A 16,155-nucleotide genomic window follows, 5' to 3' on the forward strand; every position below is an offset into this window, starting at 1 on the left:
TAGCGCCTCTGTCGCGATCGTCAGGAGACTGCCGCTGCCGACATCCGATCCCAGGAGACGGCGTCGGTGGCCGGCTCTACTTGAAGAACTCACTGATCGTGTCGGGCACCCCGGACGCGAACAGGACGACGCCAAAACCGACGATCAGCAGCGCGGCAAGCGCCCCGAGCAGAACCATCAGACCCTTGCCTACCTGGTGGACTCGCGGTCCGGCGATGGGCTCGTAGAGGGACAGATCAACGTCTTGAGTCGCTGGCGCCGGAGTCCTCGCTGTCGTGCTCGGAATAGCCAACGAGTTCGTCTGCACCACGAGGGCGTGGGACGGGTCGGCCACCGCATCGGGCAGAGCCCGCTGGGGTAACGCGCCGTGTCCGCGGGCGGCCGCGTCGGCCGCGCCTGCCAACCCCTTAGAGATGTCCATGCCTGAGAGTCTCAGACACTTGAGGACCGGGGCAAGCATCGAAGGTGAGTAGGGCGGCTGGGGCTTGAACCCAGGACCGACGGATTATGAGCCGGGGCTGCCCCTGAGTCGCCACTGTTTCCGTTTGCGCCCCCTCGCACCGGGGAGCGCCGAAACTGTCTGCTGCACAATGGATTCCGGCTCGCCTCGACGCGCGCCGAATCGCCGGGGCGTGGCAGTTCTGGAGGGGATTTCGCGGGGTCTTCTCCACACCGGCCCGCGCTGGCAGACTCTTGGGATGAGCACAGAGGTCTGGGCACTGGTCGGTGTGATTGTTGGTGCGATCCTTGGCGGGTTCGCACAGATTGCCGCTGGCACCCTCTCCGACCGCCGCGCGCATCAGGGATGGGTGCGGGACCAGCGATTGGGCGCCTACCAAAACTTCTTGACTCGCACAGACGGTCTGCTGTGGACACTCAACAACGCGAACTTCCGCGAAGAGCCTGAGCCACACCCGAATGACGAGTTCTTCGACGGCGGACTAACTCCGTTCAGTGCGCCCATCGAGATGTTCGGCGACAGGAAAGTCATCGATGCAGTCGACGCTGTCCGCAGCAAAGCGCACGCCTTCGCCGAGCGCCACGTGGGCATGGATGACCTCAGCGCGCAGATTCGCGATCTTGAGACCGCCCGCGACGCATACGTGCGTGCCATCCGCAAAGACCTTGCAGTCGAGTAGTCCCACCCAACTCACTCCCCCAAGCCTGACCCGCTCACCGACCAGCCGCGCGCTGACCCTCCGATCACGCCTACGCGATCCTCGCCAGAGTTCCAGGCCGGTCTGGGCAACGGCACTGAGACGCGTTCAAACGCCCGGGAAAACCCCATACGCGTGTTTGGGAGGGTGAGTTGCCATGTCCAGCAACACGATTCGGCGTCGCGGGGCGCACGGCGAAAGTTCTTGGCGCACCGGGGCGCACGCTGGCGTAGAGTTCTTGTCAGCGACCAACCGGGGGCCTGTACGGTCCCCACTAACGAACCGACCAGACGCGCCGAGGAGGTGACCGGACCGATGCAGACTCTTACCCGTCGCAACTCGCACGTGCGCACCTTGGACGAGCGGGCTGGCGGCCCGCAACGCCTGGGGCGCAGCGCGGTTGACCCGCTGGCCGGCAGCAGACCTACCGCACGCTGAACGTGCTGGGTACGGCTGACTTGCTCGCTGAGCACCGCCGGGCGGTCGCCGTGCTAAACGCGGCCGATCCCGCCACTCACCTCGCTGCCGTGGCTGCGTTGACGGCTGTCACCGTGGCCGCCGCTGAGTCGGCCCCCGCTGCCGAACCTTTGATCACTGCATCCCGCGCCCCGCGCGATCCGAACGCCCGCGTCGCAATCGTCGCGGGGCGTGAGGTCGTCAGCTAGCATCCGGTTAGCTCCCTCGCCCGTCGCTGAGCGCGGCGGGCTGTTTTGGCCCTGCCCGCTAGCGCGACCTGGCCAGGACACCCCGCACGCCGGATTCCTCACCTGCGGTGTACGCGCAGCATGTGTTGCCGGCGTTCGGCGGGCGACGCGTGAACGCGCTCACCACCGAGGACGGCGACAAATGGGTATATGCATTGCGAAGCTCGGGCCTCGCCGACGCGACCGTGCGCAACGTGTTCGTCGCGTTGCACAAGGCGATTTAGATGGCCGTTCGTCGCAAGTGGATAGCGGTGAGCCCGTGCGCCAGGGCGCCGGCGGGACGCGCTGCCGTCGCCCAGCGCCGCCGGGGCGCAGCGGTTTGAGCCGCGCTTCTTGACGGTGGTCGAGGTGGAGCGGGTGGCGGCTGAGTTGGCCGACGCTCCCCCAGCGGCGTTGATGGTGCGGTTTGCGAGCTTCACGGGGTTGCGCGCTGGGGAGATGACAGGGTTGCAGATCCGAGACGTCAACTTGTTCAAGCGCACCGTCTCGGTGGAGCGGACAGTGCAGCGGATTCGGGGCGAGTGGGTCACTGGCACCCCGAAGTCGCTGCGGTCGCGGCGGACCGTCCCGATTCTGCATCCGGGGCTGCTAGACGACCTGGCGGCGTTCCTGGCGGAGCACCCCGCCCGCACCGACCCCGCCGCGCGGTTGTGGCCCGGCCGCGAACCCGGCACGCACCCGCGTGGACTACACCCGGCAATGGGACTAGGTGTAGTGCCCCGCCAGGTTGGGTACGCGGTCTGCGGGTGAGCCACCTTTGAGCGCGGTGTGTGCGCGGTGGTGATTGTAGATGTGCAGGAAGTCCTCGTACGCGGCGGCGCGTTCGGTCTCGCTGGTGTAGGGGCGGGCGTAGGCCCACTCCTCGGTCAGGGTCCGGTTGAACCGCTCGACTTTCCCGTTGGTTTTCGGGGTGTAGGGGCGGGTGCGTTTATGGGTGATCCCATGGTCCTGCAGCATGTTCCGGAATAGGTGGGAGCGGTAACAGGACCCGTTGTCGGTCATCACCCGGTCCGTGGTGATCCCGACCTGCGCGAAGTGCGCCACCGCCCGTTGCATGAACGCGGTCGCGGTCTCCTTCTTCTCATCGGCCAGGATCTCTGAGTAGGCGTACCGGGAGTGGTCATCGACCGCGTGGTGCAGGTAGGCATACCCCCGCCCACTGCTGGAGGTAGCACGGGAGTTAGCTTTCCCCGCAGCGCGGCCATGGACCCGGTGTCCACCCCCATCGGGGATGCGGCCCAGCTTCTTGATGTCCACGTGGACCAAATCACCCGGGGCGTCGCGTTCGTAGCGCACCACCTTTCGACGACCGGCCCGTACCGGGGCACCAGTGGCCGGGTCCGTCCAGGACAACCGAAGACACCGGTACCGGGTCAGGATGCGGTGCACCGTGGCCGGATTCATCCCCAGGTGGTAGGCGATCCGGGCCGGCCCCCACCGCCGCGAAACCCGTAACCCCAGGACTCGCCGTTCCCGGCGCCTACTGGTGCGGTGCGGACATGACTGGGGCCGGCTGGGACGATCGCACATCCCCGCCGCACCATGCTGGCGGTACCGGGCCGCCCAGCGGTGCGCGGTGGTGACCGAGACCCCGAACCGGTCTGCGGCCCGCCGCAACGGCCACCCATCGTCCACCACGCACCGCGCCAGGCGCAGGCGACCAGTCGCAGAAAGCGGGGCATTAGCGTGGACCATGAGGACCTCCGGGTTTGGGGATGTGTTTGCTTCGTCGCTTCACACCTCACCCGGAGGTCTTCCTCAAGTCACGCCGACAGGCCGAGAACCGTTCCTAACGTCCCGGGGCAGTACAACTAGGGCAGCTTCAACCGCAACTACTTCCGGCCTGCGGTGGAGCGGGCGGGGCTGGGCGCGGTGCGCTGGCACGACCTACGGCATTCAGCGTGTTCGGGGTGGCTCGCAGCGGGCATCGAGCCCTACAAGGTGAGTCGGTGGATGGGCCACGCCAATCTCGCCACCACAGACAGCACCTACTCGCACCTGTACCCCGCCGACTACTCCGACGAGGCCGCGCAGTACGGCGCGCTCGTGGCGGGGTCAGCCCCGGCGACACCCGCTACTTCGTTGCGCCCGCTCACCGCCCAGGGCTGACGGGCCGAGCGCCCTCAGGCTCCCCGGCGCCACCCGTTCGGGCCATAGTGGCGAGCCTCGGGATGGTCACGAGGTAACTCGTTGTGCTGACCGAGCTTGGCGCGGGCTGTCTCGTTCGCCTCCCACTCGTACAGACGGCTGCGGATCGACGCTAACGCCGAGAAGTCCAGGCACTTGTCTGCCCGTACCCCGCAGCTACAGTCACGGTCGTCGGAGTTCTCGGGCGTGTGGTGGTTCTGGTCGATGTACCAGAGCACCCGCAACAACACCGCGATGAATCGGTGAGCTTTTTCCTTCTGCTCGCGCTCGGCGGCGATGGCCACCTGGTCCAGCCAAACCGCCACCACCGGATTGACCTGCTTGAAACCGTCTTTGACCGCCGCTTCCATCGCGGATGCGCGCAGACGTTCGGCGTTAAGCTCTTGGGTTAACGCCTCCACCTTGGCGGCGTGCCTGGCGTCCAGGTTCTCAACGACGTCGGTGCGTTCCTGCCTTAGCTGGTCCAGGTACTCCGCCCACCAGTTCTTGTGCTGTTGGTCGCGGCGGAGGACGCGGGCGGTCTGGTCGCCTTGGTGGCGGAGGCACAAGTCGCACACCACCTGATCGGTCGTGGACTTGAAGATGAACTCTCGCGGCAGGCCGCAGCAGCGGCAATCGGTGGTGACGGGTCGGTGGAGGGTTTCGATATCGGCCACGGCGGGCCTCCTTGAGCAACGGCGGCCACCCGGACAGACGTCCGAGCTAACTACACCAATGTAGTCCGGAGCTCCGACAGACCGCAGAAGTTATCCACAGTCGCGCACATCGCCGCAGGTAAGCACGGGAACGGGTGGCGGGGTTTTGACGGGGATTTCGCCTCAGAGGACTGTCGGAGACCTTCGCGAGACAGGCTCCAAGCCCTGCTCTACCTGCGCAAACACCCGTGGGGCGGCTGGGGCTTGAACCCAGGACCGACGGATTATGAGTCGCTTCGAAGGCATCCTGACCTGTCGCGGTGGGTGCTGAATTGCCCGGAGTGGTGCGGTCGGAGTCCTCCCCCGTCCCGTCCCGTCCCGTAGCGGCCTGTGCGTGGGCGTTGCGTAGCAAGCCGTTAGCAAACCGGCAACACGACGACTGCCTGTTGTCGGTGCACGCACCTAGCGTCACCACCACCCCAACAAAATGCGACCCCGACCGGTAGCCGCCGATCGAGGGTCCATGACCAGCCACAGGAGGGCTGGATCATGAGCACAACCGTACCCACCGCCTCGAGCAGGCGGACCATGCACAACCTCGACCACCTGGTCGAAGACATCCAGTGGCTGTTAGCCGCCGGCGAGAGCCGAGAGATGATCGTGGCCCGGCTCGGCTACACCACCCAAGCCAGCCTCGCTCGCGTGCTACGCCGCGCCGGCAAGCACGACCTGGCGCGTCCCTTCGAGCGCACGCTGGGGGTGGCGCGATGAGCCGCTACCAAGGCACCGTCGGTGAACCCCGGGTGATCCCCTGCCCGTCCTGGTGTGTGTACCAGGACCCGAGCGACGAGGCATGCCACAGCACCGAACGCCGGGTGCCGGCGACGCGCTACCACCGTGACCGCTACGGCGACGACGACTGGGCTGACGCCTACTTCACCACCTACGCCACCTTCTCCCGCCTCGGACCGAGGCACCATCTCGTGCACCTCGGGCTCGGTGAAGCGACCGGATTCGAGTTGACCGCCGATGAGGCACGCCAGCTCGCTGAGGCGCTGATCCTCGCCGCTGCGGACCTCGAGGCCGCGACGGGCGGTGAGCAGGCATGAGGGACACACCCGCACAGATCGCCGCACGTCCAGCACCGTGCTGCCCGCCCGGGTGCATCTCGACCGACCACGACGAGGAACGGGCTAGCGGTAGCGATAGTTGGTACTTCCACCGAGCCATCACCGGCCAGGGCAGCAACCAGAGCGGCGATGAGTGGTTGGTTGAGGTGCAGATCTGCGAACCATTCGACGACAACGAACTGCCCGACCCGGCAACGGTGTTCATTCAAATCCCGGGCGCGGAGACCCTCCACCCGGGCGTGGCGGCCGCTATCGGCGAAACGATCACCTCGGCCAGTGCTCTGGCCCGCGAGTGGTCCGGGCTCTGGCTCGGCGTGCCGCCCGTGGCGCCGGAGGATGTGGTCTGCCCGGACTGGTGCCGCTACAACGGGGCGTGGCACTTCGAACAGCTCAACGAGTTCGACGGGCATTGCATCCACCTCGGAGAGGTCGCCGGAGCGCACCTGGCGCTCACGACCTGGCCCGACGGTTCACCCACGCAGGACGCGCCCACGGTCACGCTCGACGACAGTCTGCAGCAGGTGACCGCTGGTGAAGCGGTCGCCACCGCTGCGGCCCTGCTGGCCGGCGTCGCAGCTCTGAACGACATGGGGGGGTCACCCGATGAGCACATCTGCCGCGTGCCACCGATTCCCGTGCGATAGCGCCTACCGCCGTATCAATCACGACGGTTAGGGCACTACGTTGGCTGGAAATCGGAGCGGGACTACTCGCAGGAAGGCGACCCATTGCTGTGGGCGGTCGGAGCCGTTGCTTTCGACGACAACGGCGACTGGCAGGTTCAGCTGCGCATCGCGGACGAGATCGCTTATCTCGACAACGATCAGGTGATCCGGATGATCCAGGGTCTGCTACACGCGAACAACACGTTTCATGAGACGCGCCTTCAAGACGTCGCCCTGCGTCGACCTGCGTCGACCTGCGGATGAGGGTGGCCCAAATGACTGACCCGCTTCTGACGGTCCAAGACGTCGCAGAACAGTTGAGGTGTTCCCCGAAGACCGTGCGCATCATGTTCGCCCGCGGCGAAATCCGAGCATCCTCCACCAGGGTCGGATGGCGCACTACCCAGACCGACCTCGACGCCTACCTCAATTCCACCAGCAACCGACCCCGGAGGAACAAATGACCACGCGCAAGGGCACCCCGGCCAAGAAGACCGAGGACGAAGTGATCCGGGAAGCAGCCAAGGCAACCGCCGACCGGATCCTGCGCGAACGCGGCCCGCTACCGGACTCCCTGATCAACGACATCAAGAAGGCCACCGCACGACGGCGCATAGAGGACCGTGGACGCTGATCGTCAGATCGCCTTGGCTCGACGCCGCCACAGGTCGGCGTCGGGCCAAGGCATGGTCACGGATGCAGCATGCCACCAGACGGTAGGTTGCAGCACCGACAGACTCAGGCGGGTGTCGCAATTCGCGATGTGAACTCAGATGCGCCGACAGCCGCCAGGCCTTCGGCGACCTCCCATGCATGCTCTTCGCCCTCGTAAAGGCGCATCAGTCCGAAGAAGTCCCCTACGGTGGTCCCCGGATCCAACACGGACGCCTCTGCCGCCTCTACACCGCTGTGATGCACGATTATGCGCGCCTCGATCGCACCCTTGTCGATCATGATCACTGCACATGTGACGCCCTCGTGGGCCTGCAGCGCGTGCTTGATGGCCAGCGCGGGTTGATCGCTGTCGAACCCAAAAGCCAAGCACTGACCGCCATCGTTCAAGGAGGAAACCTGGTTCAACCAGTTGACAAAACTCTCATCGGCTAGCAGCGATGTCACAACCCAGGACCGAGGGCGCTTATCCATTGCTGCTCCTTCCATGCGATGAGTATCTCTGGCGGCGTCGCAACTGCATTTACGACACCTTGGTACACCAGCGGGATCTGTCGAGGCGTTGCCTTGATGCCAGTGTCCCAGATGTCGTCAAGCTCCACCCCATCTTCATGCGGGTGCACATGCACCGTACCTCCATGAAATGGGGATGTGCAGATGCGGAGCTGCTTGATGTCGCGGCGCTTGCCGCCTGGCATTGCGAAGTAGAGGAGAAAGTTGAAGTCCACAATGGAACCGCGACAGAGCCGCGTCCGCTGCTGCCAGTAGTACTCATAAGGCCCGATGCGATCGGTTGGCGGCGTCGTCGGTTCAATGCACCGATCACACTTGTAGTGAAACTGGCGCATGAATGCATCTGCCACTTATGCCCCGCCCTCTGGTCCGTCGACATCCGGCGTCTCACCCTGCTCGGTCCTGGGGTTTGCTTCGGCCACGACCAAGCTTGGTCACCGACCGCGCCGTCACCGCCTGCGTAATGCCCCAGGAAGCACTCCATCAGTTTAGTCGACGGCATCGACGCAGGAGTCGACCTCGGTGAGGCCGCAGACGCACGTGCGTCGCTTGGCGTCTGTCCGTCCTCGATGGCGTCGACGACGGCCATCCCGACAAGCAGGAGCACCTCCCGCGGGTGCGCGATCACGAAGCCTGAGATAATGGGGCTACTCATTGAGTGGGTGCGCGCCAGAAGCAGCTGAAGGTGTCCCCGGTCACGAGACCATCGGCGTCAACGCTTGCACCAAATCGGCCGTTGGGTCGGCTCCGTCCAGCGAATGCGGTTCTGCGGGAGGGAGCACTAATCTCTCGTCCGCTAAGACGATCGTCCACTGCCCTGTCAGCCTGCGCTCGCTATTGGTCCGGCTGATTACCCTGCCGATCGGATCGGCCACCTCGATAGCCGCAATGCTCGAGATGGGTAGGAGCCGAACCTTGATGCTTTGTCCATCAAGGTTGAGGTAGGACTGGGACCCATTCCGGTAACCGTCGTTGTCGCGCGTCCAGTCGTCCACGGGTGCATCCGCATCTAGAACGACCAACCGTCGGCCGGCCGCGGCGACGACCCGCCACGCCGTATGACCCTCGCTAATCGTGCATTGCGCGACGACTCCCAGCACTTCGCCGCCGGCCGCCTTCGCTGCAAGCTCAAACGCCTGATCGACCGACTGGGGCGCTGCGTGACGCCCGGTCCAGAGGAGCTTCGACCACTTGCCTTCGTAGATCACGCTTGCCATGCCGAGACAGTAACGTCGGCCACCGACAACAATGGACGGCGCTACCCCTCGTCCGACACCGGACGCACGGGGCCGGCCGTTACTAGCGCTCTACTCGGAAGCGCCCGGATCGTCGACCTGGTCGCTATCGAGCGCACCGAGGTAGTAGGAGCACAGCAGCCGAGTGAGTTTCCCTGCGTCCCGGCTGGTCTCGCGCGCCCACTGGTTGACGGCCTGCACCGTCAGCGATGCCATCCACCACATCATGCGAGCAGCTTCGACCGATTCGAGCGAGTCGAGGATCAACGCAAGGTGTCGCTGTCCAAGCCACGTTCCTGGCAAGCACTCACAATCCGAGCTGCCGCGTCCATAGCGGATCGCGTTGCTTCGTCGAACTCACCCATCAGAACGGCCTCGTCGAAGCGCGCCGGTAATCATCCGGGTGCTGCCGGGCAACCGGGGCGGCGACCCGATGCCCGACCTTCTCGCTGTCCATGTAGATGTCTCTCGAAGGAATCTGCTGCACCACCTCAGTGACGATCCGCTGCACCTGGTCGGCGGTGATGCCTTGCGAATGCACGATCGTCTGAGACCCAACCCGCAACTGGTTCTTCGCGGCCTGCAACGCCATCAACTGCGCGTTCGCGTCGCGACGGGCCGAAATTTCCGTGCCCGACAACTGGCCCGTCAACGAATCGAACTGCTGCTGCAACGACTTCGACCTCGCCAACCCCTTCGAAGCCACCGTCAGATCCGACAATGACCCCCGTGCAAGGGACGCCGCGGTCTTCATTGCGTCGTCGCCCTGTTGCAGCAACGCGTACGCCAAGTCCCCGAACCCGCGGCGAAGACGCGTCCGCCATGCTGCGAAGCCACTACGAGCAGGTCTGGCAACCAGCGACGCCCATCGATCCCGCCCCGGCTAGCTAACCCAGTCCCCGCCGCGTTCACCTGGCCCGACGAGCCTGACCGCTCCGCAGCCGGCGCATTGGTACTCCAGGTGTGCCCCGTCCGCAGCGAACGACGCACCGGTCAGCGACCAGATGTGCTCCACGCAGTCCTGGTCGTCGTCGCTGCCCACACACCCATGATCCACGGTGGTTCGTCGGCGTCACCTACGCCTGGGGTCGGACGTTCACCCCGCAGCAACGAGCCGAGTACGACGCACTAGGCGCAGTCGAAGATGGGTCGGATGGCCTCTCATGACCACAACTCATGCCGCGGTTAGCAATCTGTTAGCAGATCGGCCGACGCCACACACTGGCGTGGACGGCTCGACCGCCTCTGACCTGCACACACACCCGTGGGGCGGCTGGGGCTTGAACCCAGGACCGACGGATTATGAGTCCGCTGCTCTAACCGGCTGAGCTACCGCCCCCTGGCCGTGAACCGTCACGACCAGCGCCCAACCCTATCCGGCCGCCCCGAGGGCGTGTTCTACGGCTGCTCGGCGCCTCGTCGCGCGACACGGCTACATCACGATCCTGAAAATAACCTGCGTCTTCCTGTCATTTTGCTGAATACGGTGTCTACAGTTCGTCCATGACCTCACCTGCACCAGGCGACGGCCCGCTGATCGTCGTCGACTCGGTCAACAAACACTTCGGCGATCTGCACGTGCTCCAGGACATCAACCTGTCCGTCGGGCGCGGTGAGGTAGTGGTGGTGCTCGGTCCGTCCGGTTCGGGCAAGTCGACGTTGTGCCGGGTCATCAACCGGCTGGAGACGTTCGAGTCCGGCACGATCACCATCGACGGGCAGGCGTTGCCCGAAGAGGGCGCTGAGCTGGCCAAGCTACGCGCCGACGTGGGCATGGTCTTCCAGTCGTTCAATCTCTTCGCGCACAAGACGATCCTGGAGAACGTCACCCTCGGACCGGTCAAGGTCCGCAAAATGCCCAAGGCAGAGGCAGATTCGCTCGGCAAGGAACTCCTTGAGCGCGTCGGCGTGCAGCACCAGGCGGCCAAGTATCCGGCGCAACTGTCCGGTGGTCAGCAGCAGCGGGTGGCCATCGCCCGTTCATTGGCGATGAAGCCGAAGGTGATGCTCTTCGACGAACCCACGTCGGCGCTCGACCCGGAGATGATCACCGAGGTCCTCGACGTCATGACCGGGTTGGCCAAGGACGGGATGACGATGATCGTGGTCACCCACGAGATGGGCTTCGCCCGCAAAGCCGCTGACCGCGTCGTGTTCATGTCCGACGGTCAGATCCTCGAGCAGGCTCCCCCGGAGCAGTTCTTCACCGACCCCCAGACAGCCCGCGCGAAGGACTTCCTCAGCAAGATCCTCGCCCACTGACTTCGCACACCCACCAATCAGGAGGAATCAGATGTTTCGTCACACCACCGCGGTAGCCGCCAGCGCCGCCTCGGTCGCCCTGTTGCTTGCCGCGTGCGGCGGAGGTTCGTCCTCCGGCGATGGAACCTCCGTCGGCGGCTCCATCAAGATCGGCATCAAGTTCGATCAGCCCGGTCTGGGCCTGAAGTCCGGCAATGACTACACCGGGATGGACGTGGACGTCGCCACGTACGTCGCGAAGGAACTGGGCTACGAGCCCAGCAGCATCTCGTGGATCCAGGCGCCGTCCAAACAGCGCGAGACCTTGATCAAGTCCGGCCAGGTCAACATGGTGGTCGCGACCTACTCCATCACCGACGCGCGCAAGAAGGAGGTGTCCTTCGCGGGGCCGTATTTCGTTGCCGGACAGTCAGTTCTGGTTCGTAGCGACAGCGACATCAACAGCGTCGATGCGCTGAAGGGCAAGAAGGTCTGTTCGGTGACCGGTTCCACCTCGGTGAAGAACCTCGAGGAGAAGGTCAGCGGCCTTGTCCCCCAGCAGTTCGACACCTACTCCAAGTGCGTTGAGGCGCTCTCCTCGGGTGCGATCGACGCCCTGACCACCGACGACACGATCCTGGCCGGCTTCGCCAACCAAGCGGCGTACAAGGGCAAGTTCAAACTCGTCGGCGGCACCTTCTCCACCGAGAACTACGGGATCGGCCTGAAGCAGGGTGACACCGCCATGTGCAACAAGGTCACCGACGCGATCAAGAAGATGATCGACGACGGAACCTGGAAGAAGATCGTCGAGGAGAACTTGGGCACCGACTACAAGTACGACACCGCAAAGAACCCGCCCACCCCCGCCGCCTGCAGCTGATATGGGCGAACTGTTCGGCCAGTTCGACTTCTGGGGCGCCTTCGGGATGACGATCCAGCTGACGGTGTTCGGTGCGATCGGCGCCCTCATCATCGGCACGGTCGTCGCGATCCTGCGCCTGTCACCGGTGACGTCGCTGCGGGCGATCGGCACGTCGTACGTCACCATCTTCCGCAATACGCCGCTGACGGTGATCATCTTCGCCAGCGTCTACGTGCTCTACGTGCAGTTGGGCATTTCGTTCGCGGACGACAAGGCCGCCGACTTCGTCACGCAGAACAACTTCCGGATGGGCGTTCTCGGCCTGGCCGTCTACCACGCGGCGTTCGTGTGTGAGGCGTTGCGCAGTGGGGTCAACACGATCCCGCTCGGCCAGGCCGAGGCCGCTCGCTCGATCGGACTGTCCTTCGGCCAGTCGATGCGGCAGGTCATTTTGCCGCAGGCGTTCCGCGGCGCGATCACACCCCTGGGCAACACGCTGATCGCCCTCACCAAGAACACCACGGTGGTGATCACGATCGGGGTCGTCGAGTCGGCGTACGTGCTCAATCAGGTCAACGAAGACGCCACGGACAAGCTCAATCTCGCCTTCGCGGTCGTCGCGGCGTTCTTCGTGATCCTGACCGTGCCGATGGGTGTGGCCACCGGCTGGCTGGCCAAGCGATGGGCGGTGCAGCGATGAGCGAGGCGAACGTTCTCTTCGACGCCCCCGGTCCGCGGGCACGGGCGCGCCACCGGATCCTGACGGTCATTGGTGGCGTCATCGCACTGGCGATCGCGGTACTGGTGATCCGCACCCTGGCCAGCAAGGGACAGTTCGAGGCCGCCAAGTGGAAGCCGTTCCTGACCGCCGAACTCTGGGACGCCTACCTGCTACCCGGCCTCTTCGGCACGTTGAAAGCGGCCGCGCTGGCGATCGTGATCTCCTGTGTCCTCGGGCCGTTGCTGGCGCTGGCGCGAATGTCGGGGATGCGCTGGTTGCGGGCCATCGCAACCGTGTGGGTGGAGATCTTCCGCGCGATCCCGGTGCTGCTGATGATGATCTTCTTCTTCGGCATCTACGCCTACAACGGGGTGTTCACCGCCGAGCTGAATCCGTTAGCCGCCACGGTCACCGGCCTCGTGCTCTACAACAGCGCCGTGCTGTGCGAGGTGTTGCGCTCCGGCGTCGACCAACTCCCCCGCGGCCAGCGCGAGGCCGGCCTGTCGATCGGCCTGAGCCCTGGGCAGACCCTGCGCACCATCCTGCTGCCGCAGGCAATCACGGCAATGCTGCCGACCCTGGTCAGCCAACTGGTCGTGATCCTCAAGGACACCGCGCTGGGCTACAACATCACCTACCTGGAGCTGCTCAACGCCGGAAACACCGCGGCCAGCAACTACAGCAACCTGGTCCCGATGGTCTTCGTGGTCGCGGTGATCTTCATCCTCATCAACTACTCGCTGACCAAGTTGGCCGAGTACCTGGAACGACGGTTGAAGCGTCGCGGCCACACGGCGGGACAACCCACCACCCAGGGGGCGGCCGCAGAACCGACCACCTAGCTGGGCTCCCTCGAGCGGCCGTTGGCTTGCTGCGCGGCACCGGCTGACCCGGAACGCGATGCCTCGCAGTGGTATTCGCTGATCAACGCCACTTCCTCGCTGCTGCCGAACACCAACGGCACCCGTTCGTGGACCGTCGTGGGGGTAAGGCTGAGAATTCGCGTGGAACCATCGGTGGCCAGCCCACCAGCCTGTTCGACGAGGAAGGCGATGGGATTGGCTTCGTAAGCGATGCGGAGCCGACCTTCGCGGTACGCCGGGCGATCGTCTCGTGGGTAGAGGAAGACACCGCCACGGGTCAGGATCCGATGGGTGTCCGAGACAACCGCCGCAATCCACCGGGTGTTGAAGTCCTTGCCGCGTGGTCCAGTGGCGCCGGCGCAGCACTCCGCGACGTATCGCGCCACTGGCGGCTCCCAGAACCGGCTGTTCGCCGCGTTGATGGCGTACTCCTGGGTCGCGGCCGGGATCCGCACCTTCGATCCGCTCAACCGAAACTGCCCTGTGGCCGGGTCGAGCGTGAAGGCGTGCACGCCGTCGCCGACACTGATCATCAGCACCGTATGACTGCCGTAGAGGGCGTACCCCGCAGCGACCTGGGAAGTCCCAACCCCGAGGAACTCCTCAGCCGTCACCGGGCCGGTGCGGGTGCGTTCCACGATCGAGAAGATGCTTCCCACCGGGCCGTTGATCTCCAGGTTGGACGAGCCGTCCAGCGGATCGAAGGCCAGCAGCAGCGTGCCCGCGGGATCGGCTGAGATGACCTCCTCGCTCTCCTCCGAGAGCACACCGGCGAACTGCGAGCACCCCTCGGCGGCCTCGACGAACAAGCCATGAGCCAGTACGTCGAGGGCCTGCTGCTGCTCGCCGTGGACGTTCACCTCACCGACGGGAGCATCCCCCGGGCGTAGGGCTCCGAAGCCGAGCTGACCGGCAACTGCCCGGCACGCCTGCGACACCGCCACGACCCCGGCTGCGGTCGCGCTGCTGGTCCGCGGCCGGCCCGCAACCTCGGGCTGGGTGAGGAATTCCGATAGCGAGGGTGAACTCATGGGCTCATCAGATCAGAGCGTGCGGCTCCCGTGGGGCGCAAACCCGGGTGATCGATATGCCTATCACCCCATTGGCGCGCGCTATTTGACGCCTCCCAACCCGCAAGGAAACGTGTGAGGAGCATCACGTGATGCGGTCCTCGGGGGTCAATTTCAAGGAGAGAGCCAGATGACGAGCAACAAAGCTGTTGCGTACAAAGGTCCGGGAGTAGTCGAGGTCGTCGACACGCCGTACCCGGAGTTCGAACTCAAAGACGGGCCTGGGGTGAACCCGGCCAACGTGGGACGAAAGGTCGGCCACGGCGCGATCCTGCGCACCGTGTCGACGAACATCTGCGGTTCGGACCAGCACATGGTCCGGGGCCGTACTACCGCTCCGGAAGGTCTGATCCTGGGCCACGAGATCACCGGTGAAGTGATCGAGGTCGGCCCGGACGTGGAGTTCATCAAGGTGGGGGACATCTGCTCCGTGCCGTTCAACATCGCCTGCGGCCGCTGCCGCAACTGCAAGGAGGGCAAGACCGGCATCTGCCTGAACGTCAATCCCGACCGGCCCGGCAGCGCCTACGGGTACGTCGACATGGGCGGCTGGGTCGGAGGCCAAGCCGAATACGTGCTGGTCCCGTACGCCGACTGGAACCTGCTGAAATTCCCGGACCGGGATCAGGCGCTGGAGAAGATCCTGGATCTGACGATGCTATCCGACATCTTCCCCACCGGTTATCACGGTGCGGTGACTGCAGGGGTGGGGCCGGGCTCCACCGTCTACGTCGCCGGCGCAGGTCCGGTCGGTCTCGCGGCGGCAGTCGGTGCGCAGTTGCTGGGCGCCGCAGTCGTCATCGTTGGTGACCTGAACGAGGATCGCCTCGCCCAGGCTCGCTCCTTCGGCTGCGAGACGGTGGACGTGTCGAAGGGCGATCCAAAGGAGCAGATCGAGCAGATCCTCGGCGTACCCGAAGTCGATGCGGGTGTGGACGCGGTCGGTTTCGAGGCGCGCGGCCACGGTGGCGATGCCAGCCACGAGGCGCCGGCGACCGTGCTCAACTCGCTGATGGACCTCACCGCCGCCGGTGGTGCCCTCGGCATTCCCGGCCTCTACGTGACCGGCGACCCCGGTGGCATCGACGAGGCCGCCAAAGTCGGATCGTTGTCACTACGCCTGGGCCTCGGCTGGGCGAAGTCGTTGTCGTTCACGACCGGACAATGCCCGGTCATGAAGTACAACCGACAGTTGATGATGGCGATCCTGCACGACAAGGTGCAGATCGCCAAGGCAGTCAACGCCACCCCCATCAGCCTGGACGAAGCCCCACAGGGCTACGCCGAATTCGATCAAGGCGCTGCCAAGAAGTACGTCCTGAACCCCAACGGCTACATCAAGACCGCCTGAGCGACAGGACGCACGAAGGGCCCGACCAGTTGGTCGGGCCCTTCACGTTGCGCTCCCCCGGTTGGACTCGAACCAACAACCTGCCGGTTAACAGCCGGCTGCTCTGCCAATTGAGCTACAGGGGATCATGCTGCCGTGGCAGCCCCGCAACCTTAGCAAAAACCCGCGCGGATGCTAAAACCGAT

The 16,155-nt window shown here is 65.1% G+C and carries 23 protein-coding genes, 2 tRNA genes and 1 pseudogene; 15 read left to right on the plus strand and 11 right to left on the minus strand.

What is annotated here, in order from left to right; all coding sequences use genetic code 11:
- Nucleotides 1-76: 76 nt before the first annotated feature.
- A complete protein-coding gene (locus DR843_RS07970; RefSeq protein ID WP_109684875.1) occupies nucleotides 77-421 on the minus strand; it encodes a hypothetical protein in 345 nt (114 codons plus the stop codon).
- 277 nt (nucleotides 422-698) lie between these two features.
- On the opposite strand from DR843_RS07970, the gene DR843_RS07975 reads away from it, so the two are divergent.
- From DR843_RS07975 to DR843_RS07985, 3 genes are all read left to right on the plus strand, one after another.
- Complete coding sequence (locus tag DR843_RS07975; RefSeq protein WP_109684876.1) at nucleotides 699-1,139, plus strand: hypothetical protein; 441 nt, start codon at nucleotides 699-701, stop codon at nucleotides 1,137-1,139.
- A 790-nt stretch (nucleotides 1,140-1,929) separates the two neighbouring features.
- On the plus strand, nucleotides 1,930-2,085 hold the full coding sequence (locus DR843_RS20020) for a hypothetical protein (protein WP_170119783.1): 156 nt from the start codon (nucleotides 1,930-1,932) through the stop codon (nucleotides 2,083-2,085).
- A 133-nt stretch (nucleotides 2,086-2,218) separates the two neighbouring features.
- Nucleotides 2,219-2,611: a site-specific integrase gene (locus DR843_RS07985; RefSeq protein WP_170119784.1), complete on the plus strand. Its 393-nt coding sequence runs from the start codon at nucleotides 2,219-2,221 to the stop codon at nucleotides 2,609-2,611.
- Here the strand turns inward: DR843_RS07985 and DR843_RS07990 are convergent.
- The gene (locus DR843_RS07990; protein WP_109683852.1) at nucleotides 2,567-3,556 is read right to left on the minus strand and encodes an IS481 family transposase; all 990 of its coding nucleotides are present in this window, start codon (nucleotides 3,554-3,556) and stop codon (nucleotides 2,567-2,569) included. The genes DR843_RS07985 and DR843_RS07990 overlap by 45 nt on opposite strands.
- Before the next feature lie 147 nt (nucleotides 3,557-3,703).
- Here DR843_RS07990 and DR843_RS20780 point away from each other — a divergent pair.
- Nucleotides 3,704-3,970, plus strand: a pseudogene (locus DR843_RS20780) (tyrosine-type recombinase/integrase); the annotation flags it as partial.
- Nucleotides 3,971-3,984: 14 nt separating this feature from the next.
- Here DR843_RS20780 and DR843_RS08000 read toward each other — a convergent pair.
- The gene (locus tag DR843_RS08000) at nucleotides 3,985-4,665 is read right to left on the minus strand and encodes a hypothetical protein (protein WP_109684880.1); all 681 of its coding nucleotides are present in this window, start codon (nucleotides 4,663-4,665) and stop codon (nucleotides 3,985-3,987) included.
- Between the two features lie 528 nt (nucleotides 4,666-5,193).
- Here DR843_RS08000 and DR843_RS08005 point away from each other — a divergent pair.
- The 6 genes from DR843_RS08005 to DR843_RS20025 all read left to right on the plus strand — a co-directional run bounded on the left by DR843_RS08005 (nucleotide 5,194) and on the right by DR843_RS20025 (nucleotide 7,073).
- Nucleotides 5,194-5,415 carry a hypothetical protein gene (locus DR843_RS08005; RefSeq protein ID WP_109684881.1) on the plus strand — a complete coding sequence of 74 codons (222 nt, stop codon included), beginning with the start codon at nucleotides 5,194-5,196 and terminating at the stop codon, nucleotides 5,413-5,415.
- Nucleotides 5,412-5,753, plus strand: coding sequence for a DUF6907 domain-containing protein (locus tag DR843_RS08010; protein WP_109684882.1), 342 nt, complete (start codon nucleotides 5,412-5,414; stop codon nucleotides 5,751-5,753). The genes DR843_RS08005 and DR843_RS08010 overlap by 4 nt, the downstream gene beginning before the upstream one ends.
- A complete protein-coding gene (locus tag DR843_RS08015) occupies nucleotides 5,750-6,418 on the plus strand; it encodes a hypothetical protein (RefSeq protein WP_109684883.1) in 669 nt (222 codons plus the stop codon). The genes DR843_RS08010 and DR843_RS08015 overlap by 4 nt, the downstream gene beginning before the upstream one ends.
- 84 nt (nucleotides 6,419-6,502) lie before the next feature.
- The gene (locus DR843_RS08020; RefSeq protein ID WP_109684884.1) at nucleotides 6,503-6,703 is read left to right on the plus strand and encodes a hypothetical protein; all 201 of its coding nucleotides are present in this window, start codon (nucleotides 6,503-6,505) and stop codon (nucleotides 6,701-6,703) included.
- Nucleotides 6,704-6,714: 11 nt separating this feature from the next.
- Nucleotides 6,715-6,903 carry a helix-turn-helix domain-containing protein gene (locus tag DR843_RS20925; RefSeq protein ID WP_170119785.1) on the plus strand — a complete coding sequence of 63 codons (189 nt, stop codon included), beginning with the start codon at nucleotides 6,715-6,717 and terminating at the stop codon, nucleotides 6,901-6,903.
- Nucleotides 6,900-7,073, plus strand: a complete 174-nt coding sequence (locus DR843_RS20025; protein ID WP_170119786.1) for a hypothetical protein — start codon at nucleotides 6,900-6,902, stop codon at nucleotides 7,071-7,073. The genes DR843_RS20925 and DR843_RS20025 overlap by 4 nt, the downstream gene beginning before the upstream one ends.
- A 104-nt stretch (nucleotides 7,074-7,177) precedes the next feature.
- On the opposite strand, the gene DR843_RS08030 is transcribed toward DR843_RS20025, so the two are convergent.
- The 6 genes from DR843_RS08030 to DR843_RS08060 all read right to left on the minus strand — a co-directional run bounded on the left by DR843_RS08030 (nucleotide 7,178) and on the right by DR843_RS08060 (nucleotide 10,198).
- The gene (locus tag DR843_RS08030) at nucleotides 7,178-7,558 is read right to left on the minus strand and encodes a hypothetical protein (RefSeq protein WP_109684886.1); all 381 of its coding nucleotides are present in this window, start codon (nucleotides 7,556-7,558) and stop codon (nucleotides 7,178-7,180) included.
- Complete coding sequence (locus DR843_RS08035; RefSeq protein WP_109684887.1) at nucleotides 7,555-7,959, minus strand: hypothetical protein; 405 nt, start codon at nucleotides 7,957-7,959, stop codon at nucleotides 7,555-7,557. The genes DR843_RS08030 and DR843_RS08035 overlap by 4 nt, the downstream gene beginning before the upstream one ends.
- A 360-nt stretch (nucleotides 7,960-8,319) precedes the next feature.
- Nucleotides 8,320-8,841 carry a hypothetical protein gene (locus tag DR843_RS08040; RefSeq protein ID WP_109684888.1) on the minus strand — a complete coding sequence of 174 codons (522 nt, stop codon included), beginning with the start codon at nucleotides 8,839-8,841 and terminating at the stop codon, nucleotides 8,320-8,322.
- 90 nt (nucleotides 8,842-8,931) lie between these two features.
- Nucleotides 8,932-9,075 (minus strand): hypothetical protein, encoded by a 144-nt coding sequence (locus DR843_RS20030; protein WP_170119787.1) that lies wholly within the window; start codon nucleotides 9,073-9,075, stop codon nucleotides 8,932-8,934.
- 148 nt (nucleotides 9,076-9,223) lie between these two features.
- Entirely contained in the window at nucleotides 9,224-9,565 is a 342-nt protein-coding gene (locus tag DR843_RS08050; RefSeq protein ID WP_146202516.1) for a hypothetical protein, read from the minus strand.
- 559 nt (nucleotides 9,566-10,124) lie between these two features.
- Nucleotides 10,125-10,198, minus strand: a tRNA-Ile gene (locus DR843_RS08060).
- A gap of 164 nt (nucleotides 10,199-10,362) precedes the next feature.
- On the opposite strand from DR843_RS08060, the gene DR843_RS08065 reads away from it, so the two are divergent.
- Genes DR843_RS08065 through DR843_RS08080 form a run of 4 tightly spaced genes read left to right on the plus strand, consistent with a single transcriptional unit; the run spans nucleotide 10,363 to nucleotide 13,528 of the window.
- Nucleotides 10,363-11,121: an amino acid ABC transporter ATP-binding protein gene (locus tag DR843_RS08065; protein ID WP_109684892.1), complete on the plus strand. Its 759-nt coding sequence runs from the start codon at nucleotides 10,363-10,365 to the stop codon at nucleotides 11,119-11,121.
- Nucleotides 11,122-11,152: 31 nt separating this feature from the next.
- On the plus strand, nucleotides 11,153-11,983 hold the full coding sequence (locus tag DR843_RS08070; RefSeq protein ID WP_109684893.1) for a glutamate ABC transporter substrate-binding protein: 831 nt from the start codon (nucleotides 11,153-11,155) through the stop codon (nucleotides 11,981-11,983).
- A gap of 1 nt (nucleotide 11,984) precedes the next feature.
- Nucleotides 11,985-12,665 (plus strand): amino acid ABC transporter permease, encoded by a 681-nt coding sequence (locus DR843_RS08075; protein ID WP_109684894.1) that lies wholly within the window; start codon nucleotides 11,985-11,987, stop codon nucleotides 12,663-12,665.
- Entirely contained in the window at nucleotides 12,662-13,528 is an 867-nt protein-coding gene (locus tag DR843_RS08080) for an amino acid ABC transporter permease (protein WP_109688730.1), read from the plus strand. The genes DR843_RS08075 and DR843_RS08080 overlap by 4 nt, the downstream gene beginning before the upstream one ends.
- Here the strand turns inward: DR843_RS08080 and DR843_RS08085 are convergent.
- Nucleotides 13,525-14,580 (minus strand): class 1 fructose-bisphosphatase, encoded by a 1,056-nt coding sequence (locus DR843_RS08085; protein WP_109684895.1) that lies wholly within the window; start codon nucleotides 14,578-14,580, stop codon nucleotides 13,525-13,527. The two genes, DR843_RS08080 and DR843_RS08085, sit on opposite strands and share 4 nt — an antisense overlap.
- 169 nt (nucleotides 14,581-14,749) lie before the next feature.
- Here DR843_RS08085 and fdhA point away from each other — a divergent pair, with 169 nt between their 5' ends.
- Nucleotides 14,750-15,970, plus strand: coding sequence for a formaldehyde dehydrogenase, glutathione-independent (gene fdhA, locus DR843_RS08090; protein WP_109684896.1), 1,221 nt, complete (start codon nucleotides 14,750-14,752; stop codon nucleotides 15,968-15,970).
- Between the two features lie 52 nt (nucleotides 15,971-16,022).
- Here the strand turns inward: fdhA and DR843_RS08095 are convergent.
- Nucleotides 16,023-16,095: transfer RNA gene (locus DR843_RS08095), tRNA-Asn, on the minus strand.
- Between the last annotated feature and the right edge of the window lie 60 nt (nucleotides 16,096-16,155).

Source organism: Branchiibius hedensis, assembly GCF_900108585.1.
In the GTDB taxonomy this organism is placed as follows: domain Bacteria; phylum Actinomycetota; class Actinomycetes; order Actinomycetales; family Dermatophilaceae; genus Branchiibius; species Branchiibius hedensis.